21 protein-coding genes are annotated in these 22,817 nt (G+C 70.9%); 11 read left to right on the top strand and 10 right to left on the bottom strand.

Annotated elements, in window-relative coordinates:
• Positions 1-11: 11 nt before the first annotated feature.
• From AU196_RS12100 to AU196_RS12090, 3 genes are read left to right on the top strand one after another with little or no spacing between them, the layout of a single operon-like run.
• Positions 12-1,010 carry an ABC transporter permease gene (locus AU196_RS12100; protein WP_059095318.1) on the top strand — a complete coding sequence of 333 codons (999 nt, stop codon included), beginning with the start codon at positions 12-14 and terminating at the stop codon, positions 1,008-1,010.
• A gap of 16 nt (positions 1,011-1,026) precedes the next feature.
• On the top strand, positions 1,027-2,193 hold the full coding sequence (locus AU196_RS12095; RefSeq protein WP_059095317.1) for an FAD-binding oxidoreductase: 1,167 nt from the start codon (positions 1,027-1,029) through the stop codon (positions 2,191-2,193).
• Between the two features lie 19 nt (positions 2,194-2,212).
• Positions 2,213-3,115 carry an aldose 1-epimerase gene (locus AU196_RS12090; RefSeq protein ID WP_059095316.1) on the top strand — a complete coding sequence of 301 codons (903 nt, stop codon included), beginning with the start codon at positions 2,213-2,215 and terminating at the stop codon, positions 3,113-3,115.
• On the opposite strand, the gene AU196_RS12085 is transcribed toward AU196_RS12090, so the two are convergent.
• From AU196_RS12085 to dnaK, 4 genes are read right to left on the bottom strand one after another with little or no spacing between them, the layout of a single operon-like run.
• A complete protein-coding gene (locus AU196_RS12085; protein WP_059095315.1) occupies positions 3,112-3,501 on the bottom strand; it encodes a heat shock protein transcriptional repressor HspR in 390 nt (129 codons plus the stop codon). The genes AU196_RS12090 and AU196_RS12085 overlap by 4 nt on opposite strands.
• Before the next feature lie 4 nt (positions 3,502-3,505).
• Positions 3,506-4,696 carry a molecular chaperone DnaJ gene (gene dnaJ, locus AU196_RS12080; protein WP_059095314.1) on the bottom strand — a complete coding sequence of 397 codons (1,191 nt, stop codon included), beginning with the start codon at positions 4,694-4,696 and terminating at the stop codon, positions 3,506-3,508.
• Between the two features lie 30 nt (positions 4,697-4,726).
• Positions 4,727-5,395, bottom strand: coding sequence for a nucleotide exchange factor GrpE (gene grpE, locus AU196_RS12075; protein ID WP_059095313.1), 669 nt, complete (start codon positions 5,393-5,395; stop codon positions 4,727-4,729).
• Positions 5,392-7,269, bottom strand: coding sequence for a molecular chaperone DnaK (gene dnaK / locus AU196_RS12070; protein WP_059095312.1), 1,878 nt, complete (start codon positions 7,267-7,269; stop codon positions 5,392-5,394). Before dnaK ends, grpE begins: the two co-directional genes overlap by 4 nt.
• A 215-nt stretch (positions 7,270-7,484) precedes the next feature.
• On the opposite strand from dnaK, the gene AU196_RS12065 reads away from it, so the two are divergent.
• From AU196_RS12065 to zwf, 3 genes are read left to right on the top strand one after another with little or no spacing between them, the layout of a single operon-like run.
• On the top strand, positions 7,485-8,228 hold the full coding sequence (locus AU196_RS12065) for an oxygen-binding di-iron domain-containing protein (protein ID WP_059095311.1): 744 nt from the start codon (positions 7,485-7,487) through the stop codon (positions 8,226-8,228).
• Between the two features lie 9 nt (positions 8,229-8,237).
• Complete coding sequence (locus tag AU196_RS12060) at positions 8,238-8,804, top strand: hypothetical protein (RefSeq protein ID WP_059095310.1); 567 nt, start codon at positions 8,238-8,240, stop codon at positions 8,802-8,804.
• A 52-nt stretch (positions 8,805-8,856) separates the two neighbouring features.
• Positions 8,857-10,266 (top strand): glucose-6-phosphate dehydrogenase, encoded by a 1,410-nt coding sequence (zwf, locus tag AU196_RS12055; RefSeq protein ID WP_059095309.1) that lies wholly within the window; start codon positions 8,857-8,859, stop codon positions 10,264-10,266.
• A 12-nt stretch (positions 10,267-10,278) separates the two neighbouring features.
• On the opposite strand, the gene AU196_RS12050 is transcribed toward zwf, so the two are convergent.
• Complete coding sequence (locus AU196_RS12050) at positions 10,279-10,743, bottom strand: lipoprotein LpqH (RefSeq protein ID WP_059095308.1); 465 nt, start codon at positions 10,741-10,743, stop codon at positions 10,279-10,281.
• 141 nt (positions 10,744-10,884) lie between these two features.
• Here AU196_RS12050 and AU196_RS12045 point away from each other — a divergent pair, with 141 nt between their 5' ends.
• From AU196_RS12045 to AU196_RS12030, 4 genes are read left to right on the top strand one after another with little or no spacing between them, the layout of a single operon-like run.
• On the top strand, positions 10,885-11,505 hold the full coding sequence (locus AU196_RS12045) for a TIGR03085 family metal-binding protein (RefSeq protein WP_059095307.1): 621 nt from the start codon (positions 10,885-10,887) through the stop codon (positions 11,503-11,505).
• A 10-nt stretch (positions 11,506-11,515) separates the two neighbouring features.
• Positions 11,516-12,445 (top strand): LLM class F420-dependent oxidoreductase, encoded by a 930-nt coding sequence (locus AU196_RS12040; protein ID WP_059095345.1) that lies wholly within the window; start codon positions 11,516-11,518, stop codon positions 12,443-12,445.
• Positions 12,446-12,485: 40 nt separating this feature from the next.
• On the top strand, positions 12,486-12,953 hold the full coding sequence (locus tag AU196_RS12035; RefSeq protein WP_059095306.1) for a hypothetical protein: 468 nt from the start codon (positions 12,486-12,488) through the stop codon (positions 12,951-12,953).
• 25 nt (positions 12,954-12,978) lie between these two features.
• A complete protein-coding gene (locus AU196_RS12030; protein WP_059095305.1) occupies positions 12,979-13,497 on the top strand; it encodes a hypothetical protein in 519 nt (172 codons plus the stop codon).
• A 14-nt stretch (positions 13,498-13,511) separates the two neighbouring features.
• Here AU196_RS12030 and AU196_RS12025 read toward each other — a convergent pair whose 3' ends face one another.
• The 5 genes from AU196_RS12025 to AU196_RS12005 all read right to left on the bottom strand — a co-directional run bounded on the left by AU196_RS12025 (position 13,512) and on the right by AU196_RS12005 (position 20,761).
• Positions 13,512-15,368 carry an Hsp70 family protein gene (locus AU196_RS12025; protein ID WP_059095304.1) on the bottom strand — a complete coding sequence of 619 codons (1,857 nt, stop codon included), beginning with the start codon at positions 15,366-15,368 and terminating at the stop codon, positions 13,512-13,514.
• A gap of 30 nt (positions 15,369-15,398) precedes the next feature.
• Positions 15,399-16,901, bottom strand: coding sequence for a dynamin family protein (locus AU196_RS12020; protein WP_059095303.1), 1,503 nt, complete (start codon positions 16,899-16,901; stop codon positions 15,399-15,401).
• A gap of 67 nt (positions 16,902-16,968) precedes the next feature.
• Positions 16,969-18,816: an isoniazid-induced dynamin-like GTPase IniA gene (gene iniA, locus AU196_RS12015; RefSeq protein WP_059095302.1), complete on the bottom strand. Its 1,848-nt coding sequence runs from the start codon at positions 18,814-18,816 to the stop codon at positions 16,969-16,971.
• A 95-nt stretch (positions 18,817-18,911) separates the two neighbouring features.
• The gene (locus tag AU196_RS12010) at positions 18,912-19,979 is read right to left on the bottom strand and encodes an IniB N-terminal domain-containing protein (RefSeq protein ID WP_059095301.1); all 1,068 of its coding nucleotides are present in this window, start codon (positions 19,977-19,979) and stop codon (positions 18,912-18,914) included.
• A gap of 269 nt (positions 19,980-20,248) precedes the next feature.
• Positions 20,249-20,761 (bottom strand): Rv0340 family IniB-related protein, encoded by a 513-nt coding sequence (locus tag AU196_RS12005; protein WP_059095300.1) that lies wholly within the window; start codon positions 20,759-20,761, stop codon positions 20,249-20,251.
• Between the two features lie 246 nt (positions 20,762-21,007).
• Between AU196_RS12005 and AU196_RS12000 the strand changes: the two genes are divergently transcribed.
• Complete coding sequence (locus tag AU196_RS12000; RefSeq protein ID WP_059095299.1) at positions 21,008-22,810, top strand: Hsp70 family protein; 1,803 nt, start codon at positions 21,008-21,010, stop codon at positions 22,808-22,810.
• Positions 22,811-22,817: the final 7 nt, after the last annotated feature.

The following is a 22,817-nucleotide window of genomic DNA, read 5'->3' as shown; positions in this document are numbered from 1 at the left end:
GAGCCGGGGCCATGACAACGACGTCATCCCTCCACACCCGCACCCACCGGGAACCGCCGCCGGCCGCCCGCGCCGCCGGCATCGTCATCGCGCTGACGGCGGCCGTCGCGATCGTCGCGCTCGCGTTCGCGCTGCCCGCCGCGAAGTCCGATCCCCACGACGTGCCGATCGGCGTCGCGGGCCCACAGGCCGCCAACGGTCAGGTGGCCGCGATGCTCGACGAACGGGCACCCGGGGCCTTCGCCGTCACCTACTACCCCGGCGAGGGGGCATTGCGTGAGGCGATCGCGAACCGTCAGGTCTACGGCGGTCTGGCGCTCGGCCCGCAGGGCCGCACACTGCTCATCGCCAGCGGGGCCAGCCCGGCCGTCGCGCAGGTGCTGACCCAGCTCGGCACCGGCATGGCCGCGCAGGCGGGCAGCGCCCCGGTCATCGAGGACGTCGCGCCGTTGCCCGACACCGACCCGCGCGGCACCGGCCTGGCCGCCTCGGCCCTGCCGATCACGCTGGCGGGCATCCTCTCGGCGATCGCCCTGACCGTGGCCCTGCGCCAGGAGGTGTGGACGCGGTTGACCGCGACGGTCGTCTTCAGCGGCGTCGCGGCGTGGACGATCGCCGCGCTCCTGTACTACGTCCTCGGCTCGTTCGACCAGAACTTCTGGGGTGTGACGGCGGGCCTGACCCTCGGTCTGCTCGCGTGCGCGCTGCCCGTGCTCGGACTGGGCGCCCTGTTCGGCCGGGTCGGGCTGGCCGTCGGCGCGGCGCTCGCCGTCCTGGTCGGCAATCCGCTCTCGGGTCTGACGAGTGCGCCCGAGATGCTGCCCCGCGGGTGGGGTGAGTTCGGCCAATGGCTGCCCCAGGGCGCGACCGCCACGCTGCTGCGCTCCACGGCGTACTTCGGCGGCGCCGGGGCGACCACGGCAGTCGTGGTGGCGGTGTGCTGGGCGCTGGTCGGCGCGGCGCTCGTCGCGATGGCTGCGCTGCGGCAACGGGCACGCACAGCGGACTGACTTACACTCGCACGACGTGGGACTCGACGACCGTGACGCGCTGGCGATACTGCGCGACGCGGTCGATCCCCGCCGTGGCTCCGATGCGCTGATCGCCGACTTCTACACCCGCTGGTTCGCCGCCGACCTCTCGGTGCGCGACCTCTTCCCCCCGGACATGGCCCGCCAGCGGACCGTGTTCGCCGAGGCGATGACCTGGCTGTTCGGCGAACTGATCGCCCAGCGCGCCGAGGAGCCGGTGGCGTTTCTCGCCCAACTCGGCCGCGACCATCGCAAATACGGTGTGGTGCAACGGCATTACGACACCATGGGCGAGGCGCTCTACGCCGCGCTGCGGAGCCGGCTGGCCGAGCAGTGGTCCGACCGGCTCGCCGAGGCCGCCCACGACGCCGTCGCGCTGGCCACCGGGGTGATGCGCGGAGCCGCCGACGCCGAGGACGGCCCGCCCTTCTGCGACGGCACCGTCATCGAACACATCCGCGCCACCCGCGACGTCTCGGTGGTGCGGCTCAAACTGGACCAGCCGCTGGCCTACCACCCGGGCCAGTACGTCACCGTCCAGGTGCCTCAGTGGCCGCGGCGCTGGCGGTACCTCAGCCCGGCGATCCCGGCCGATCCCGACGGCTACGTCGAGTTCCACATCCGTTCGGTGCCCGGCGGCATGGTCAGCACCGCGATCGTCAACGAGACCCGCGTCGGGGACCGGTGGCGGATGTCGAATCCGCACGGCGGGCTGGCCGTGGACCGCGACGGCGGCGACGTCCTGATGGTCGCGGGCAGCACCGGTCTGGCGCCGCTGCGGACGCTGATCATGGACATGACCCGGTTCGGGGTCAACCCGCGTGTGCACCTGTTCTTCGGCGGGCGGTTCCCCTGCGATCTCTACGACCTGGTGACGCTGTGGCAGATCGCCTCCACGAACCCCTGGCTGTCGGTCACGCCGGTGTCGGAGTACAGCAGCGATCCGCCGTGGGCGTCCGAGTATCCCGACCCGTCACCGCCGCGCGGACTGCACGTCCGGCAGACCGGGCGGCTCGACGAGGTGGTCACCCGCTACGGCAACTGGGGCGACCGGCAGATCCTGATCTGCGGCGGGGTGGCGATGACCGAAGCCACCAAGGCCGCGCTGATCGCCAGGGGCGCGCCGCCCGAGCGCATCCAGCACGACCCGCTCACCGCCTGACTCATGCCACACTGGCGGCGTGGCCGAATACCAACCTGTCACCTTGCGCGATCCGTCGTCGTCGGTGACCGCGACGTATGTGCCCGAGGCGGGGATGATCTGCACCTCGCTCGCCGACGGCGATACCGAATTCCTGGGCCAGCGGCGAGGAGTCGAGGCCTACATCACCAGCGGTAAGACGATGGGCATCCCGATCCTCTACCCGTGGGCGAACCGGTTGGGCGCCATGAAGTACGCCATCGACGGTGGCGTGGTGACGCTGACTCCCGGCGTGGCCGGGGTGCGCACCGATGAGCACGGCGTGCCGATCCACGGGGTGCTCGGCGCCTACCGGGGTTGGGTGGTGGTCGAGAAGACCACGAACACACTTGTGGCCGAGGTGAATTGGGCAGACAAGCCACGGCTGCTGGCCACGTTCCCGTTCCCGCACGTCCTGACCATGGCGGTGAGACTGGCCGACCGCACTCTGACCGTGGAGACCACCGTGACGCCGTCGGCCGCGACGCCGGTTCCGCTCTGCTACGGCTATCACCCGTATCTGCAGATCCCCGACGTCCCGCGCCCGCAGTGGCGGCTGCGGTCCCCGGCGATGCGTCGCCTGACCGCCGACACCTGGGGCCTGCCGACGGGCGCCACCGAGGCGTGGGCGGGCGGCGATGCGCCGCTCGGCGGCACCGAACTCGACGACGGGTTCGACCAGGTCGACGACGGCGCGGTGTTCGTCCTCGCCGGTGGCGACCGGCGGGTGGACGTGACGTTCGAAAAGGGTTATCCGGCAGCGCAACTGTTCGCACCCGGCAGCGACGACCTGATCGCCGTCGAACCGATGGCCGCGCCGACCGATGCGCTGCGGCGGGAGAACCACCGGGTCGCCGTCCCCGGGGAACCGGACACGAGCCGGTTCTCTATCAGGGTCGCCTAGCGGCCTCGGCCCTGGCGCGGCTGCCAGACGACCAGCGCAGTGCTCTTGGTGGGCACCGCGATGTCGCGGCGCTGGTTGGCCCGCAACTCCTCGACCTCGCGGACCAGTTCCTTGACCCGGGACTGCAACGCCTCGACCTGATTGGTCAGCTCGATGATGCGTTTGATCCCCGCCAGGTTGACGCCCTCGTCCTGCGACAGCCGCTGCACCTCGCGCAGCAGGTCGACGTCGCGCTCCGAGTACCGCCTGCCGCCACCGGAACTGCGCTGGGGGCTGACCAGACCGAGCCGGTCGTAGGTGCGCAGGGTCTGCGCATGCATACCGGCCAACTCCGCGGCCACCGAGATCAGGAAGGTCCGGGCTTCCTCGTGTCGCTTGGCTGCCATCGGCTCACGCCCCCGCCCAGCCGGCCCGCGGGTCGAAACCGCTCGCCCGCTCGGCCTTGGCATAGGCCTCGAGCGCCTCGGCGGCCTCACCGTCGAGGTTCGGCGGAACCGCCACCTTGACGGTGACCAGCAGATCGCCGTGCCCACCACCGCGTTTGGGCACACCGCGGCCGCGCACCCGCAGAATGCGGCCGTCCGAGGTGCCCTTCGGCACCCGCACACCCACCTTGCCCTCCAGCGTCGGAACCGAAAGCGTTGTGCCCAACGCCAACTCGTGGAAGCTGACGGGTACCGCGACGGTGAGGTCGTCACCGTCGCGGCCGAACACCTTGTCCGGGCGCACGTGCACGGTCACGTACAGGTCACCCGAGGGTGCCCCGCGTAGACCCGCCTCGCCCTGACCGGCCAGCCGGATCCGCTGACCGTCCTCCACACCCGGGGGGATCCGCACGTTGATGGTGCGGGTTCGGGTGGTCACGCCGGTGCCTTTGCACTCGCCGCAGGGGTGCTCGATGATCGAGCCGCTGCCCTTGCACTCGGTGCACGGTTCGGAGAACCCGAACGCGCCCTGGTTGCGGTTGACCACGCCGGCGCCGTTGCAGTTCGGGCACACCTTCGGGCTGGTGCCCGGACGTGCGCCGCTGCCGTGGCAATTCGTGCACGGGGCGGGGCTGGTCAGCCGCAACGGCATCGCCACCCCCTTGGTGGCCTCCAGGAACGACAGCTCCGTCTCGGTCTCGAGGTCGTTGCCTCGACGTGGGCGGCTGGGCCGGGGCGAGGCGCCCCGCCCGAACAGTCCACCGAACAGGTCGCCGATGTTGGCGCCGCCGGTCTGCCCCGCGGCGTCGAACAGGTCGTTGAGGTTGAACTCGACCCCCTCGGACCCGTAGCCACCGCCGCCGCCGAACCCGCCGAATCCCCCACTGCCGCCGTTGAAGCGGCCACGCCCGAAACCGCCGCCGGCGAACAGCCTGCGGGTCTCGTCGTACTCCTTGCGCTTGGCCGGGTCCGACAGCACGCTGTGCGCTTCGGACACGGCCTTGAACCGCTCGGCGGCCGTGGGGTCCGGGTTGGTGTCGGGGTGGAGATCGCGGGCCAGCTTCCGGTAGGCCTTCTTGATCTCGTCCGCGCCGGCGTCAGAGGAGACGCCGAGCTCCTTGTAGAAGTCCTTCTCGACCCACTCGCGTTGGGCCATGCCGCGTCACCTCCTCACCTTTCTCGTTGTTCAGTCGTCTGATTCTGCGGCCTGATGCGGCGCCGCGCTGGCGTTCTCGGCCGTGTCGGCCTCCGGCACGGTGTCCACGACGCCGACGAGCGCGTGGCGCACCACCTGCTCGCCGACCTTGTAGCCACGCCGCATCACGGCGCCGAGGACGGGGTGGGTGCCCTCGCCCTCGTGCTGGACGGCCTCGTGCAGGAGGGGGTCGAACTCGTCGCCCTCCTCGCCGTAGGACGTCAGGCCCAGGCCCTCGAGCGTGCTCACCAGCTTGTCCGCGACCGCCTTGAGCGGGCCGCTGTCGAGGTCGCCGTGGCTGCGCGCCCGGTCCAGGTCGTCGAGGATCGGCAGCAGCTGTGCCATCACGCCCGCCTTGGCGCGGTCGGCCGTCAGTTGCTGATCGCGCAGTGCCCGCTTGCGGTAGTTGGCGAAATCGGCCTGGACGCGCTGCAGATCGGCGAGCAGTTCACCGGCCTTGTCGGCCTCCTCCGGGGTCTCCCCGGCGAAGGCCTCCGGCGCGGCGTCCGGCGCCGGCCCACCGGGGGCTGCCGCCGAAGCGGCTCCGGGGGCCGGGCCGGACGGATCGCGTACCTCACCGGTCACGGGATCGATGCGCCGTTTGTCGGTGACGGTCACCGGCTCGTGCGGATCGCCTCCGCTGTCGAAGGGACGGGTCACTTGTTCTCCCGATCGTCGTCGACGACCTCGGCATCCACGACGTCGTCATCGCTGTTTCCGCCACTGCCTGCCGTACCCGCACCGGCGCCGCCCGCGGACTGCTCGGCCTGGGTGGCCTCGTAGATCGCCTGGCCGAGCGCCTGGCTCTCGGTGCCCAGCTTCTCCATCGCCGCCTTGATCGCGCCGATGTCGGTGCCGGCGAGCGCCGTCTTGGCCTCGGAGATCGCGCCGTCGACCTTGGTCAACACGTCCTCGGGGACCTTGCCTCCGCCCTCTCCCTCCTTGGGTTCACGCTGCTCCTTGACGAACTTCTCCGTCTGGTACACCAGCGTTTCGGCCTGGTTGCGGACGTCGGCCTCCTCGCGCCGCTTGCGGTCCTCGTCGGCGTGCGCCTCGGCGTCCTTGATCATCCGGTCGATCTCTTCCTTGGACAGGCCGGAGCCCTCCTGGATGCGGATCGTGTTCTCCTTGCCGGTGCCCTTGTCCTTGGCGGTGACGTGCACGATGCCGTTGGCGTCGATGTCGAAGGTGACCTCGATCTGCGGGACACCGCGCGGGGCCGGCGGGATACCGGTCAGCTCGAAGGAGCCGAGCAGCTTGTTGTGCGAGGCGATCTCACGCTCACCCTGGAAGACCTGGATCTGCACCGACGGCTGATTGTCGTCGGCCGTGGTGAAGGTCTCCGACCGCTTGGTCGGGATCGTGGTGTTGCGCTCGATGAGCTTGGTCATCACGCCGCCCTTGGTCTCGATGCCCAGCGACAGCGGGGTCACGTCGAGCAGCAGGACGTCCTTGACCTCGCCCTTGAGCACACCGGCCTGCAGGGCGGCGCCGACGGCGACGACCTCGTCCGGGTTGACGCCCTTGTTGGGCTCCTTGCCGCCGGTCATCTCCTTGACCAGCTCGGAGACCGCGGGCATCCGGGTGGAGCCGCCGACCAGCACGACATGGTCGATGTCGCCGACCGAGATGCCGGCGTCCTTGATCACCGACTGGAACGGCTGCCGCGTGCGGTCGAGCAGATCCTGGGTGATGCGCTGGAACTCGGCGCGCGTGAGCTGCTCGTCGAGGAACAGCGGGTTCTTGTCGGCGTCGACGGTGATGTACGGCAGGTTGATCGAGGTGCTCTGGCTCGAGCTCAGCTCGATCTTGGCCTTCTCGGCGGCCTCACGCAGCCGCTGCATGGCCATCTTGTCCTTGGTCAGGTCGATGCCGCTGGTGCCCTTGAACTTGTCGACGAGCCACGTCACGACACGCTCGTCCCAGTCGTCGCCACCGAGGTGGTTGTCACCGCTGGTCGCACGGACCTCGACGACGCCCTCACCGATCTCCAGCAGGGACACGTCGAAGGTGCCGCCACCGAGGTCGAAGACCAGGATGGTCTGTTCCTTCTCGCCCTTGTCGAGGCCGTATGCCAGCGCCGCGGCGGTCGGTTCGTTGACGATGCGCAGGACGTTGAGGCCGGCGATCTGGCCGGCTTCCTTGGTGGCCTGACGCTGGGCGTCGTTGAAGTACGCGGGCACCGTGATCACGGCATCGGTGATGTCCTCGCCGAGGTAGCTCTCCGCGTCGCGCTTCAGCTTCATCAGCGTGCGCGCACTGATCTCCTGGGCGGTGTACTTCTTGCCGTCGATCTCGGTGCTCCAGTCGGTGCCCATGTGCCGCTTGACCGACCGGATGGTGCGGTCGACGTTGGTCACCGCCTGGTTCTTGGCGGGCTGGCCGACCAGCACTTCACCGTTGCGCGCGAACGCGACGACGGACGGCGTCGTGCGCGAGCCCTCGGAGTTGGCGACGACGACGGGGTCGCCACCCTCCAGCACCGCGACGACGGAGTTGGTGGTCCCGAGGTCGATTCCGACCGCACGAGCCATGGTGTGTCCTCCTTGTTACCGACTACTACGTTTGTGGGGTCTGAGCGGACCGCACTCAAGACTGCTCCGCCGGAGGCCCGGCTGTCAACTCAGACTTGAGCGTGTTTCACTCAACTTGTCGAAAGGCTCAACGGACCGTCCGGCGGATTTGTTCCCGCCGCGGATTTTTTGCCCACAACGCCCAACGCCGACGTCGAGGGGCGGACCATCGGGGCATGGAGACCACAGTCGACGAGATCGCGCCCGGAGTGTTCCGGCTGTCGACCTACGTTCCCGAGATCACCGAGCACGGGTTCACCTTCAACCAGTTCCTGCTCACCGGCGACGAGCCGTTTCTCTTCCACTGCGGACAGCGGCAACTCTTCCCGCTGGTGTCGGCGGCGATCGAACGGATCGTCCCGTTGGAGAAGCTGCGATGGATCTCGTTCGGTCATCTCGAGGCCGATGAGTGCGGAGCGGTGAACCTGCTCCTCGAGGCCGCCCCGAACGCCCAGGTGGTGCACGGCCAGCTCGCCTGCATGCTGTCGCTGATCGACATGTGCGACCGGCCGCCGGTCGCGGCCGCCGACGAACCGCTCGACACCGGCGGACACGCGCTGCGGTTCATCGCCACCCCGCATGTCCCGCACAACTGGGAGGCCGGCCTGTGGTTCGACGAGGCGACGGGCACCTTGCTCGCCGGAGACCTGTTCACCCACGTCGGCCGTTGTCCTGCACTCACCGAAAACGACTGCGTCGCTCCGGCTCTCGAGGCGGAGAGCTTCTTCCACGCCACCGGGCTCTGCACCGATCTCGTTCCCACCCTGACGGCCCTGGCCGAGCTGCGTCCCACGACACTGGCGATCATGCACGGTTCGTCGTTCACCGGCGACGGCGAGGACCAGTTGCGTCGCCTCGCCGACGGCTACACCGACATGATGCGCGCGTCACTTCCGCCACTTGCACCACAATCCCCGTAGGGTTGGGGGGTGCGGTCGAAAGTCGTGATGGCGGGCGTCGTGCAGGTCACCGTCACCGTCGCCACGCTGCTCACCGGCTGCCAGAGCGACACCACCGGCACCGCCGTCCGCAGCCCTGACTCGCCGACCGAGCCCACGGTCCCCACTCCCCGGCCGTCGCGCACCTCGACGCCCGCACCGCCGCCGCGCACCCTGACCCCGGCCCCGCCCAGCGCGTCGCCCGCACCCGCGCCTGCGGCCGAGGTGCTCTCACCGCAGAACGGCTACGTGTTCATCGAGACGAAATCGGGGAAGACGCGCTGCCAGCTGTCGGCCGAGGAGGTCGGCTGCGAGGCGCCGTTCACCGACGCCCCCGAGGTCGGCGGGCTGCCGGCCAACGGGGTGCGGCTGTCGGCGGACGGGCAGGTCGAGTGGGTGGTGGGCAATCTGGGCGACATTCCGGCGGTCACCCTCGACTACCGGCGCTATTCGGCGGTGGGCTGGACCATCGACGCAGGCAGCGACGGCACCCGCTTCAGCAACGACCGCACCCACCGCGGCATGTTCGTCTCCGTCGAACGGGTGCAGACTTTCTGACTCCTCGGTCACACCGGTTTGAACCCTCACGTCCGCCGGGCATGCAGCACCGGTGAGCGAACAGCGGCCTGCCCCACACATTTTCGTGCTGTTCGGGGCGACCGGGGATCTGGCGAAACGCAAACTCTTCCCGGGGCTGTACCGGTTGGCCGCGGCCGGACGCCTGCCCGAGGACTACGCGATCATCGGATCGGGCCGGCATTCGCCCGGCAGCGACGACGAGTTCCGCGACGCCGTGGGCGCCGGCCTCCGCGACTCGGTCGACCACGTCGATGACGACGTTCTCTCGAACCTGTTGCAACGCTTGTCCTTTCAGACGTCCGACAGTGACGACGGCGCCGAACTCGCCGGGGCCGTCCGCGCCGCGCGGACACGGCTCGGCGACGACGCCCGCACGTTGATCTATCTGTCGGTCCCGCCGAGGGCGATGCAGCCGATGATCACGATGCTGGGCCGCGAGCAGCTCACCGACGGGGCACGCGTGGTGGTCGAGAAGCCCTTCGGCACCGACCTGGATTCGGCGCGTGCGCTCGACGAGGCGCTCAAGGAGGTCGTCGACGAGGATCAGGTCTATCGCATCGACCACTTCCTCGGGAAGGAGGCGGTGCAGAACATCCTGGCCGTCCGGTTCGCCAACGGTCTGATCGAACCCGCCTGGCACCGCACTCACGTCGTGTCGGTGCAGATCGACGTGCCCGAGGAACTCTCGATCGAGGGTCGCGGCAGCTTCTACGAATCGACGGGATGCTTCCGCGACATGATCTCCACCCACCTGTGCCAGGTGCTCGGTTTCGTCGCGATGGAACCGCCGGTCCACCTCGACCCGGTGTCGCTGCGCAACGAGAAGGCCAAGGTCTTTCAGGCCATGCGGCCGCTGGACCCCGACCGGGTGGTGTTCGGCCAGTACGACGGCTACCGCGACGAGGACGGCGTCGACGACGATTCGCAGGTCGAGACGTTCGTCGCGCTGGAGACGTTCGTCGACACCGAGCGGTGGCAGGGCGTGCCGTTCTACCTGCGCACCGGCAAGGCCCTCGGCGCCACCCGCCGCACCGTGACGCTGACCTTCCGCAGCCCGCCGATGGCGCTCTTCGGCGCCGACGATCCCCGCCCGAACCAGCTCGTCCTCGAACTCACCGACTCACCCGAGTTCGAGGTGCGCCTGCTGGCCAAACGCCCCGGGCCCGACCTCGCGCTGATGCCCCTCGATCTGAGCCTCGGCGTGGCCGACGAGAATTCCGACGACACCCCGCTCGAGGCGTACGAACGCCTGCTGCTCGACGTCATGCGCGGCGACCAGACGCTGTTCACCCGCGCCGACGAGGTGGACCGGCTGTGGCAGGTATGCCAGCCGGTGCTGAACACTCCGCCGCCGCTGCACACCTACGCCCGCGGGTCGTGGGGTCCCGAACAGGCGTTGGCCCTGCCGGGTACAGCGCGCTGGCGGCTGCCGGACGAGTGACGTCCGCCGCGCTCAGCACTGCACCGTCATGGAGAAGCGGGCGGTCCGGGCGAGTTCATGCGGACGCGCGGTGTAGACGCCGTAGGCGGTGCCGGTGACCTCGGTGATGCGACCGTCGTTCCGGACCGTCGCGATGTTCCCCACGCCGCCCTCCCACGCGTCACCGGTGAAGCCGCCCAGGTCGCGGATCTTCACCCATTTCGCCACCGGCCGCGCACCGCCGACGTCGACGACCCCGGTGATCTCCCCCGGCGGATCACCGGCCCGAACGGACAGATACCGCTGCTGCCGTTCACACCGGGGCACGAGTGGCCCCACGGCGATGTCGTTGACGGTCACGGTGGCGCGGGTGACCGGCGGTTCGGTGGACTTCTGTTCCGAACATCCGGTCAGCCCCGCGGACAACACGACGGTCAGCGCGGCGACCCTGGTCAGCGGCCGCCGCGAAGCTCGTCCGAAGCCACGCGAGGTGTCCACCGTGGGGTGGGATACCCCATCGCACCGCAGGTGATACCTCTCACACCGGCGTTCGTCGCGGAGGCGTAGTCGATCCGGGGCGGGGGTACTGCTGAACCCGATGCCCACGTTCTCTCTCGACGGACCAGATGGAGGAACACCATGACCGCCGCCCAGCGGGAACGCGCCGCGCTCGTCGAGGCCATGCGCGCCCGGGGTCCCGATGCGCCGACCCTGTGCGAGGGCTGGACGACCCGGGACCTGGCCGCCCACCTCTACATCCGCGAGCACCGCCCGGACGCGACGGCCGGGATCGCCGTCCCCGCGCTGGCGAAGTACACCGACAAGGTGCAGAACCGCACCGCCGAGGCGACCGAGTGGGATGCGCTGCTGGCCAAAATCGCGGCCGGTCCGCCGCTGTACTCGCCGTTCAAATTGCTCGACCCGGTCGCCAACCTCGCCGAGATGTTCATCCACTGCGAGGACGTGCGGCGCGCGCAGCCGGGCTGGGAGCCGCGCACACTCGACGACGCGACGGTGAAGGGGCTGACCCGGACGCTGTCACTGATGGCCCGGCTCACCCTGGCCAAGGCGCCGGCCCGCGCGGCGTTGCGCACGCCGGAGGGCAAGACACTGGTCACCGCGGGGAGAGGCGCTCCCGTCACCGTGACCGGGCGGCCCGAGGAACTGCTGCTCTTCGCCGTCGGACGCGAGGCCCGGGTCGAGTTCGAGGGTGATCCCGCCGCCGTCCAGGCGCTGCGCGACGCACCGAAGGGTCTGTAGGTTGGCCGCCGTGGATTTCCGTGTCTTCGTCGAACCGCAGCAGGGCGCCCGCTACGCCGACCAGCTCGCCGTCGCCCGCGCCGCCGAACAACTGGGCTACTCGGCGTTCTTCCGCTCCGACCACTACCTGGCGATGAGCGGTGACGGCCTGCCCGGGCCGACGGACTCCTGGGTGACGCTGGCGGGTATCGCCCGTGAGACGTCGTCGATCCGGCTGGGCACCATGGTCACCTCGGCGACCTTCCGCCATCCCGGCCCGCTGGCGATCGCCGTCGCCCAGGTCGACGAGATGAGTGGCGGACGCGTGGAACTCGGGTTGGGCGCAGGCTGGTTCGAGGCCGAACACCAGGCGTACGCGATCCCGTTCCCGCCGCTGGGTGAACGGTTCGACCGGCTCACCGAACAGCTCGACATCCTCACCGGGATGTGGGCCACGCCCGTCGGCGAGACGTTCGACTACCGCGGCACGCACTACACCGTCGTCGACTCCCCCGCCCTGCCCAAACCGGTGCAGGCGGTGCCGCCGGTCGTGATCGGCGGTCTGGGCGCCAAGCGCACCCCGGCGCTGGCGGCGAAGTACGCAGGCGAGTTCAACGTGCCGTTCGTCCCCCTCGACACGCTGAGCACCCAGTTCGACCGGGTCAGGGCCGCGGTCGCCGACGCCGGCCGCGAACCGGATTCGATGGTCTACTCCGCGGCCTTCGTCCTGTGCGCCGGCGCTGACGACACCGAGATCGCCCGGCGCGCCGACGCCATCGGCCGCGAGGTGGACGAGCTGCGGGGCAATTCCCCGATGGTCGGCACGCCCGCGGAGATCGTCGACAAACTCGGTCCGTTCGCCGAGGCCGGGGTGGAGCGGGTGTACCTGCAACTGCTCGACATGTCCGATCTCGACCATCTCGCGCTGGTCGCCGGTCAAGTGCTGCCCCAGCTGCGCTGACCCGGCACGACGCGCCTGGTCGCGGTTAGGATCGGTGCCCGTGACGGGCGCCCGCGACGACGACGAGCAATCCGGCCGGCAGGCGGATGCGTCGACGCCGTGGCACCACTCGACGGGCAAAGTGCTGGGCGCGAGCCTCGCCGGCATCGCCGCGATCGCGCTGATCGTGACCGGGGTCCTGTTCGCATCGCGGGCCGGGGACTCGCCGCAGGCGCCGACGAACTTCGTCGACCCGAGTTTCTCGTCGATGACCACCAGGTCCAGCTCGGCGACCACCTCGACCACCACGACGCGGATCAGCCCACCGCTGACCACCGACCTGGAGCTCCCACCGGTGATCCCCTCGTCGACTCCCCCTTCGCCGTCGGAGACCTCGAGTTCGCGGGAGCGGCCCACGACCCGGGAGGAGGAGTCCGAGGAGAGCCCGTCGACCGAGGAGGATCCGCCGACGACGACGCGCAACCGGCCCCGGCTCAACGAGACACGCACGCTTTACCCGCGTCCCTGAGCAACGACGCCTACTATCGGAGCCCGTGGCGCGACCTCCTGAAGATCCGAACTATTCGGACGACGAGCCGACCCAGTACTCGAATGCGTACAGCGCGGAGCCGACCCAGTACGGCGACTACACCGGCGCCTACGACCAGCCACCGCCCGAGGAGCCACAGCCGTGGTACCGCAAGCCGGGCGCGCTGATCGCACTCGGCGCGGTCGCGGCCCTGCTGGTGGCGCTGATCATCTGGCTCATCGTGCAGTTGGTGTCGGGTGACGACTCGTCGTCCGAATCCACCACCACGACGACGACCACCACGACGTCGGAAGCGCCGTCGGTGGTTCCTCCGCAGACGGTGACCGAGTCGCCGACGGAGACGACCACGGCTCCGGAGGAGACCACTCCGGCGGAGACGACGACCACCACGACGCCGCCACCGCCGACGACGACCACCACGGCCCCCACCACGACCACGACGCCGCCGCCCACCACGACGGTGGAGACGAGCACCAGCACGGTGACGATCACGGTCCCGACGCTGGTCCCACCCGGCGGCTGAGCGGTTCGGCGCGCCTAGCAGACGGTTTCGGCGTCCGGCACGCACTCCGACGGCGCCGGCTCGACCGTGGGCTCCGCTGACGGCTGCGGCGCGGGCTCCTGCGTCGGCTGCGGCGCGGCGGTCGGCTCCGGCTCCGGTGCGGGCTCGGGCTCCGGCTGTGGGGCGGGCTCCTGCGTCGGCTCCGGTTGCGGTGCGGGCTCCTGCGTCGGCTCCGGTTCGGGTGCCGGCTCAGGCGACGGTGCGGGTTGCGACGGAGCCGGCGCCGAGCACGGCGGCGACGGAGCCGGCCGCGGCGTGAACGCCGGCAGCGGGAGCCGAGGCAGACCCATCGACGGCGCGGGCGCCGGAGGGGCAGCGGGTACCGGGGCACGCGGCGCGGGCGCGGGAGCAGGTGCCGCCGGCCGCGGCGCCACCTGCTTCGACGCCACCCGCCGCTCGGCCGCGCTGTTCGGGCTCGGCTGCGACGGCGGCCGGACCGCCCTCGGCGCGGGCCGCGGGGCCGCGGCGGCCACCCGTTCGGTGACGGCCGGAGCCGGGGCCCCCTGCTGCGGGGCCTCGACCGGCTGGGCCGGTTGGTCGATCGGCTGCGTCGCCACCGGCGCGGTGATCCCCGAGGCCCCGGCCTGCACCGCCTCCGCGTCGCCGGTCTGCGAGGTGAGGATCAGACCCGTCGCCGCCAGGGCCGCCAGACAGGCGGCACCGGCGAACAGCGCCCCCGGCTTGCGGAACCACGGCGAGCCGTCCGGGGCCTCCTCGACCGGCGCCTGGTCGAAGTGCATCCCGGGCCGGGCCATCGCGGCGTCGTAGACGGGCTGCACGTACTGCGTCGCCGCGTCGAAGTCGACGGTCTCGGCGGACCAGGCCAGCGGGATCGCGGCCTCGGTCGCGGGGGCGTCGCTCACGAACGCGTCGGGCACGGGGGCGATCGTGGTGACGGCCTCCAGTTCCCCCCCGCGCGACGCGAGCAGCTGCGCACCCGCCGCCGCGGCGACCTGCGCGTAGGGCCCGGTGATCACCGGCAGCCGCAACGCCTCCGAAAGACGTTGTGTGACAAGCGGTATACGCGCCCCACCACCTACTGTGGCGACCGCGGCGAGCTGCGCGGGCACCACCCCGTTGCGGTGCAGCACGTCGATGACGGTGTCGACGAACCCGGCGAGCGGGCCGGCCAGCAGCGAGTCGAGTTCCGGCCGGGTCAGCCGCACGTTGGCGTGCGGACCGGTCAGTGCCGTCGCGGTCTGCACGGACAGCCGCTCCTTGGCGGCGCGCGACTCCTCGCGCAGCGCCTGCAGCGACGCGACCGCCGACGTCCCGCTCGGGTCCACCTCGAGATCGGCGAGCACGTGCTGCAGCACGGCCTGGTCGATCAGGTCTCCGGAGAAGTCGTCGTAGCGGACGGTCTCGCCGATCACACGGAACCCGTCGCCCGCGTCGGCGAGCGTGATGCCGGTACCGCTCGCCCCGAAGTCGCACAGCGCGACGACGCCCCGCGCGGGCAGTCCGGGGTTGGCCTGCAGTGCGGTGAGCGCCGCGACGGCGTCGGAGACGACGGTCGACTGCGGGATCACGGCGCTCAACGCCGCCACCGCAGTCGGCGACCAGTGCGCGGGCACGGCCACGGCCACGCTGTCGGGGCGCCGGTACGGGTGGGCGGCGCGGGTGATCGCCTCGATCGCGGCGGCGGCGAGCTGCCCGCCGTAGTGTGCCGATCCGTCGGGCGCGATCAGAGGTACGGGATCGCCGACGCGGTCCACGAAACCGGTGATCGTCGACCCGCCCAGAGTGAGCACCGCGGGCCGGATGATCGGGCGTCCGTCGGCCACGGCGACCAGGTTGGCCGCGCCGAGGGATACGCCGAGAGAAGTGCGCATACCTCTTTGTCGTCGGCGCGCGGTCAAACGTTAAGCGAATCCGCGACCTTTCGCCGCATACGAGGCGACCAGCGCTTCGGCACTGCGGACCGCAGCCCGGCAAGCCCTCGCGGTGAACGGATCGTTGAGCGGATGCTCGGCCCGCCTGCGCCACCGCTGGGCCGCGGCGAAGGCCGCGCGGGGCCCGTCGTAGGGGTCCTCGGGCTGCAGCCCCAGCCGGCTCGCCGCGTCCGTCCCCGAGCCGCCGATCAACCGCCGCAGCGACGCCATCTCGTCGTCGGTCAGGGTGGTCGCCCGCGACCGCAGCTGGCTCAGCAACCTGAGCTCCTCGAACGCGTGGGTGTCGGCCAGGAGCGGATCGATGTCGGCGATGATGTACGGCGTCGCGTAGATCGGGTTCAGCTGGACGAACTGCCGCAGCGACAACAGCGCCGTATGCGCCTTGAGCAGGTCCGATCGCTGCGCGAACTGCTGGTCGATCACGTCGCGCAACGCCACCAGGCCGCTGCGTTCGAGCAGTTCGTCGGCCAGCGCCACCGAATCCTTCACCCCGGCCCGCAGCACGGCGATCGAGATGCGCACACCGAACATGCCGAACCGGTCCAGCAGCGCGGCCCGGGTCGCCGCGTCGACCGGCAACGGGCTGTCCTCACGCACGAACCGGTCCACCGACAGCATGGCCTTCGCCAGCTCGGCGGGGTCCACGCCCGCGAGCTTCTCCAGCGCGACGAACTCGCTCTGGCGCAGGGTCCGCGCGGTCAGCGCGAGCAGTCCCGACACCGGCACGACCGCCTGGCAGATGCCGGTGCGGTCCATCTCCCCGGTGAACCGGGTGGCGACGTCCTTGGCCGAGAGCATCGCGTCGATGCGCCCGGCGCCGATCTCGTCGGCGCGCGAGGCCACCCCGATGACGCCGAGCGCCCCCGCCGAGCCGCCGACCAGTTCACCGATCTGCTTGAGCAGCGCGATGTCGGCGGCGTTGAGCGTGCGGAGCAGGAATACCACGGCATCGACCCGCGGCACCCCGTCGTCGGGCACCAGCAGCCGCAGCGTGCGCGCCGACACGTCGCGGGACAGCGAGGAGGTGCCCGGGGTGTCGATGATGGTCGCGTCGATCAGTTCGGCGGCCGGCCACTCCACGTCGAGGTCGAGCACGTCGTTGGGGTCCAGCCGGGCGAGGTCGAAGGTCAGGCCGCGCTCGTGCGGATCCCGGGCGATCGGCACATTCGAGCGCCGGCCGCCGCGGTGGTTGGCGGTCACCTTCGGGGTGGGTCCGTGGCGGAACCACGTGACGATGCGGGTGGCCTCGGTGGCGTCGGTGGGGGCGATCTCCTCGCCGACGAGCGCGTTGACCAGCGTCGACTTACCGGCCTTCAGCGTGCCGGCCAGCGCGATGCGGATCGGCTGGTTGAGCCGGGCGCCGATGCGCTCGAGTTCGTTGTGCACGTCGGGGCGCTGGCGGTACGCCGGATCCTCCCGGTAGGCCGCGATGGTGCCGCCCAGGATCGCGCGCACGTGGTCGCTTGTGCTCAGGGTTCGCCCAGTCCGTTCCCGTTACCCGACTGCTGACCCATTGAGCTTGCCAGACCCCGCCCGCGGGTCAGGGGGCGGCGACCGGCGCCGCGGCAGGCGTGGCGAGCTTCTCGGCATGGTCGATGACCTGCCGCAGGATGTTGAGCTGCCGTCGCAGCTCCTTGGTGCGGGCGTTGCGTTCGGACTCCTCGAGTTTGGCCGCGGCGATCGTGGCCTGCAGCGATTCGTTGAGCGAGCGGGTCGTCTGGTTGGCGATCTCACGGTAGTGGTCGCGCAGTTGACGCTGGATGCCTTTGAGCCGGTCGCGGGATTCCTTGCCGACCACGAACGCCACGTCGTCGACGAACCGCCGGACGTTGGTCTTCGCCTCGCTGCGCACCCGCAACATCCGGTTCTCCATGTCCTCCTTATAGGCCTTGCGGCCGAGGACGAAGCCGGCCCCGAGCGACAGCGGGTTGAACATGCCGAGCCCGGCGAACGAGGTCAGCATGCCGAACATCAGCACGCCGCCGTACGACCCGCGCATCCCGGTGACGATCTTGTGGCCCATCTTGAGCGGTTTGGCCTCCAGCTGCGCCAGCGACCGGAACTCGCCGAACTCCGCCCCCATCTCCCTGGCGTCGATCGCGGGCATCCGCACCGCGTCCAACCCGGCCTCCATGAACGTGCGGGCCACCTCGGCCGCCAGCGCCTCCGCCCGTTGGTAGGCCCACACGAAGTTGTCGCCCACGGCGGTCGCCACGGCGTCCTCGAGTTCCGCCCCGATCTCGGCCCAGTGCAGCGTCGGGTCGCCGGAGTCGATGACCCGTTCGGTGTGGAAGGTGATGTTGCGGAAGCGCTGCCGCAGATCGTGGTCGACGTCGGCGGTCAGGTCGGCGATGCCGTCGTTGAGCACCTGCTGCCACAGCGCGGTCTGCTGCAGCGCCTCCTCGGCCTCCTTCTTGCGACGCTCCAGGTCGGCGGTCAGGGTGCCGCCCGCCTGTGGGTCGTCGAGCGCGGACAGTTCCGACTGCACCGCCATCGAGAGGTGTTCGGCCGCGGCGCGGATCTCGCCGACCACCTGATCGCGGACGCGGTCGCTGTTGCGGGAGAGCACCTGCTCGGAGAGGAACTTCACGACCGCCGGGAAATTGGACTCCTCGTTGAGTTCCTTGTCGTTGAGCTGGACGGCGTGGCTACGCAGCGTCGACGAGGCGGGGATCACCGGGGTGGTGACACCGGCGCGGTGCAGGTGGGCGGCGTTGGCGTCGAGGATCTGTCGCCAGTGCGGATACAGGTCCGTCTTGGTCGCGACGATCGCGGCGACCGGGCAGATCTCCAGGGCCTGCCGGATGAACGTCATCTCCGGCTCGGTGAACTCCTGGCTGGTGTCGCTGATCATCAGCATCGCGTCGGCGTCGGGCAGCAGGCCGAGGGTGGCCGACAGGTGGGGTTGCCCGTGGCCGCCGACGCCCGGTGTGTCGACGAACGCCAGGCCGCCCTTGAGCAGCGGGCTGGGCACGGTCACCTCGACGCGCAGCACCTCCCGTCCGCCGGCCTGCGGCGCGCGGCGAAGGTCCTTGCCGAGGTCGGTGGTCGGGATCTCGATGAGTTCGGGTTCCTCGCCCTCGGGCCGCGCCACCACCAACCGCGCCGACGGCTGTTCGGCGTACGAGACGACGGTGGCCAGCACCGTCGACTCGTCGTCGCCGACGCGGGCCACCGGCATGTTGAGCAGCGAGTTGAGCAGCATGCTCTTGCCCTGTTTGAGCTGCCCGGCGATCACCACCCGGATCTGTGGGTCGCCGAGGCGGGTGCGGGCGCGCGCCAGCCGCGCCACCAGGTCGCCGCGGTCCTGGGTCTCGGCGATCTTGGTGGTGTGCTCGATCAGCTCACCGATGACGCGGCGCGGATCGGCCTTGGCCGGCTGGGTCATGACGCCCTTCTCTCACACGGAGTTGCTCTCACGGTAAGCGCGCGAACTGGCGGGGACCATGTCGGTCCCCGCCAGTCGCGCTATCCGGTTGTCGGTCAGAACGCGTCCAGACCGGTGTTGGTGTCGTTGTTCGAGGCCACGTCTGCGCTCAGGTCGGTCTCGAAGCCGGTGTTCGTCTCGTTGCCCGAGAACAGCGACGTGTTGGTCTCGTTGCCCGAGCCGATCGCGGTGTCGTTGCCGGAGCCGATGTTCGACTCGTAGCTCGAGGAGTTGTCCTCGATCGAGCTCTCGGTCGAGGTCGAGGTGTTGGTCTCCACCGAGGTGTTGACCGAGTTGTCCTCGACGTTGTCGCTGCCGTAGTCGCCGTCGATCTGCGTCCCGGCGTTCACGTCGTTGTCGGTGATGATGATGCCGCCACCGTTGCCGCCGTCACCGCCGACCGCGTTGCCGCCGCCGATCCCGATCAGGCTGCCGCCGCCGTCGGCGCCGCCGCCGTTGCCGCCGCTGGTGTCGACGTCGTTGAGCACCGGGGCGTCGTTGTCGGCGATGAGGTCGCCACCCGCGGTCTGCGAGTTGTCCTCGACCTCGTTGTCCTTGCCGACGACCACGTTGGAGCCGGAGCCGGCGAGGATGTCGCCGTTGTTCATCGTGTTGCCGTCACCGAGCGCCGCGCCGTCACCGCTGACGATGTCGCCGTCGTTGTCGCCGGCGACCACCACGCCGCCGTTGGTGGCGGTGTTGGAGGTCTTGTCGCCGAGGGTGATGTCACCGAAGCCGAGGTTGAAGGCTCCGTTCTGGGCGTTGGCGCCTGCGTCCTGGATGGGGCTGGCGACCGGGACGTTGTTCCCGCTGAGCAGGTCGGTGTCGTTGCGGCTGGCGAACTCGGTCGTCGGCGCGAACGAGGTCTGCGGCGAGAACGGCGAGGCGAAGTTCGAGGCGAGCTGGTGGTGGTCGGCGACCGCCCGCTGCAGGCCGACGATCGGGTCGCCGCCGCCGAGCGCGTAGCCGGCGGGAGCGGCCGTGGCGGCCACCGACGCCAGCTGCGCGGCGGTCACGTTCGGCAGGCCCGCGTCGCGCAGCGCACCGTCCGGGTCGACGACGAAGGAGGCCGCCGAGGCCGGGTTGCGGAACAGATCGAGGATGAAGTCGATGATGCTGGTCATGTGACTGCCTTTCTGTCTTCCCGGGTGCCGGGGAGGTTGTCTCGCCGGCCCTCCGGCGATCTGGACACCACGTTATGGAGTTCGCGACACCCGGCAAACGGGGTTGCCACCCCTGCCTCGCCGACCCGCGTAGGGGGTGTGCGCACCACCCGGTTAGGGGATTAGGGGATAGGCCGGGGGCCTGCGGGGAGAACGGAATACTCACAGCTCAGACGCCAAAAAACCCGCACGGATCGGAATCCGTGCGGGCTTCGGTTGTGCTGGCGAGGTCAGTCGAACAGGTCGAACCCGGGGGCATGGTCGGCCGGCTGGGCGTCGTCGACCGCCGCACCCCACACGTCGTCGAGGCCCGTGCCCGCGGGCGCCGCATCGTCGAGAACCGGGTCCGCGAACTGCGGCGATGCCGTGCCGACCAGAGGGTCGGGTGAGGTGAGGGCCTCGACGGCCGGATCGAACCCGTCGCTGGTGTCGATGACGGCGGACGCGGTGTCGATGACAGCCGCTGCGGGCGCCGGATCGGCGAACGCGTCGAAGGCGGCAGTGGCCGCGCCGCTGGACCACACGTTGCCCGCGGCCTCCGCCCCGAACGGGTCCAGGCCGGCCGACGGCGCCGCCATCGGCATGGACTCCGTCACCACCGGGATGAGATTGTCGACGTCGACACTGGTCACGTCGGACAGCTGGGCATCGGCGATGGCGGCGGCGGGATCGGCGGCGTAGCGTGCGGCTGCGTCCGGGTCTCGCACCAGCGACATCACGAAGTCGAGTAACGAGTTAGCCATCGCGCACCTTTTCCATTACCGATCCCATGGCGGACCTTGTTCATGCGGGTCGGGAGCCAGTCCCCCGACTGCTTGTCACGATGCTATGCACGCTGGGCGTCGCCGGGATCGGTGCACAGCCCACTCCTGACCCCGGGCCGTTAGGGGGTTTGCCGTTAGGGGGTCCGCGCCACTAGGGGGATTTCCCGAGGATGCGGGGGTTCCGGCGTTATTGTGGTCACCGGTCCAGACAGGAGACAAGCCACCATGACCGAACCCCTTGGGTTGTCGATCGGGATGACGAATCTGGTGGCGGCCCGCGTTGGCCGCCCGCCGGTGATCCGACGCGCCATCCTCACGCTCTTCGGCGACCGGGCACCCGAGGTGGGTGTGCCCAGTGAATGGTCGGCGAACCCCACCGAACCCGGCCTCGTGCTGAGCGGTTTCGTCGACCGGGTCGGCGATCCGGTCCCGCTCGTCGCCGCCGACGGTTCGGCGCACCGCGGGGAGCTGGTGCTCGCCGAGGCGCTCGACGCGATGGCCCGCACTGTCGACGGCGGGTCGCCGATCGCGATAGCGGTCCCCGCCCACTGGGGCCCGGGCACGGTCGGGGCGCTGCGCGGCGCGCTGCGCAACCGGCCGAACCTCGCGCCGCACGGTGTGCCCGCCGCGCTGATCCCCGATTCGACCGCCGCGCTCGCCGCGTTGCAGGCCGCGCCGGGGCTGCCCGACCGGGGCGTCGACGTCCTCGTCGACCTCGGTGGCAGCGGCAGCAGCATCTCGCTCGCCGACGCGGGCGCCAACCTCGACGCCGTCGGCCAGACCGTGCGGTACCCGGAGTTCTCGGGCGACGCGATCGACCAGGCCCTGCTCAACCATGTGCTGGCCGGTATCGCCGATTCGGGCGCGGCCGATCCGGCGGGCACCGCCGCGGTCGGCTCACTCGCCCGCCTGCGCGACGGGTGCCGGCAGGCCAAGGAGCGCCTGTCGGCCGAGACCGCGACCGCGGTGCCGGTGGAACTGCCCGGCGTGCAGTCCGACATCCGGGTCACGCGTCCCGAACTCGAGCAGCTGATCTCCGAACCGCTCGGCGGGCTGCTGAACGCCATCGAGGACACGTTGCAGCGCAACCAGATTCCGGTGGCGAATGTGGCCGCGGTGGCGACGGTCGGTGGCGGGGCGGCCATCCCGCTGGTCACCCAGCGGCTCTCCGAGCACCTGCGGGCGCCGGTCGTCACGACCCCGGAGTCGCAGCTCAACGTCGCGGCCGGCGCGGCGCTCGTGGCCAACCAGAGCGCGGACGCCGACGCCCCGACCGGTATGGCCGCGGCCGCCGACGCCGCGACCAGCATGGGGCCGGCGGCCTGGGCCGCGGGTGCGGCCGGTCTGGCCGCGGGTGCGGCCGCCTCGGACGGGGCCTCGTCGGCGACGTTCCGCGCGCTGGCCTGGTCGCAGGACGACGCGCCGGCCGGTGAACCGGTGCCCTACGCGGGCGCGGACTACGACCCGTCGGCGACCGGTGCGCGTCCACCGGTGGCCTTCGCGCCGGACGACTCCGGGTACGGGACGGGCTACGACGACGAGCCGGGCCCGCTGCCCTGGTACAAACGCCCGCCGGTGTTGTTCGGTGCGGCCGCCGCGGCGGCGCTGCTGGCGCTCGGCGGGTTGGCGGTCACGCTGACCGGCAACGAAGGCGATTCGACGCCGGTGACCGAGACCGCGACGACGGTGTCGATGGAGCCGTCGCCGCAGGCCCCGCCCCCGCCGGTCACCACCGTGACCATCGGCCCCGACGGCGTCGCGACCACCACGGTGAGCCAGCCGCCGCCTCCCCCGCCGCCGCCGACGACCACCACGCAGCAGACCACGACGACCACTCAACCGACCACGACGACGACCACGCAGCAGACCACGACGACGACCCAACCGACCACCACGCGGCCGACGACGACCCAGCCGCCGACGACGACGCAGCCGCCGCCGACCACCACGGTCGCGCCGCCGCCCACGACGGTCGACCCGCCGGATCCGCCGGTCACGACGGTCCCCGTGCCCGATGACGGCGCCTGACCCGACG

This window comes from Mycobacterium sp. IS-1742 (assembly GCF_001500125.1).
Classification (GTDB): domain Bacteria; phylum Actinomycetota; class Actinomycetes; order Mycobacteriales; family Mycobacteriaceae; genus Mycobacterium.
Note: the sequence above shows the minus strand (reverse complement) of the source record. Positions and strands in the feature narration are given on the sequence as shown.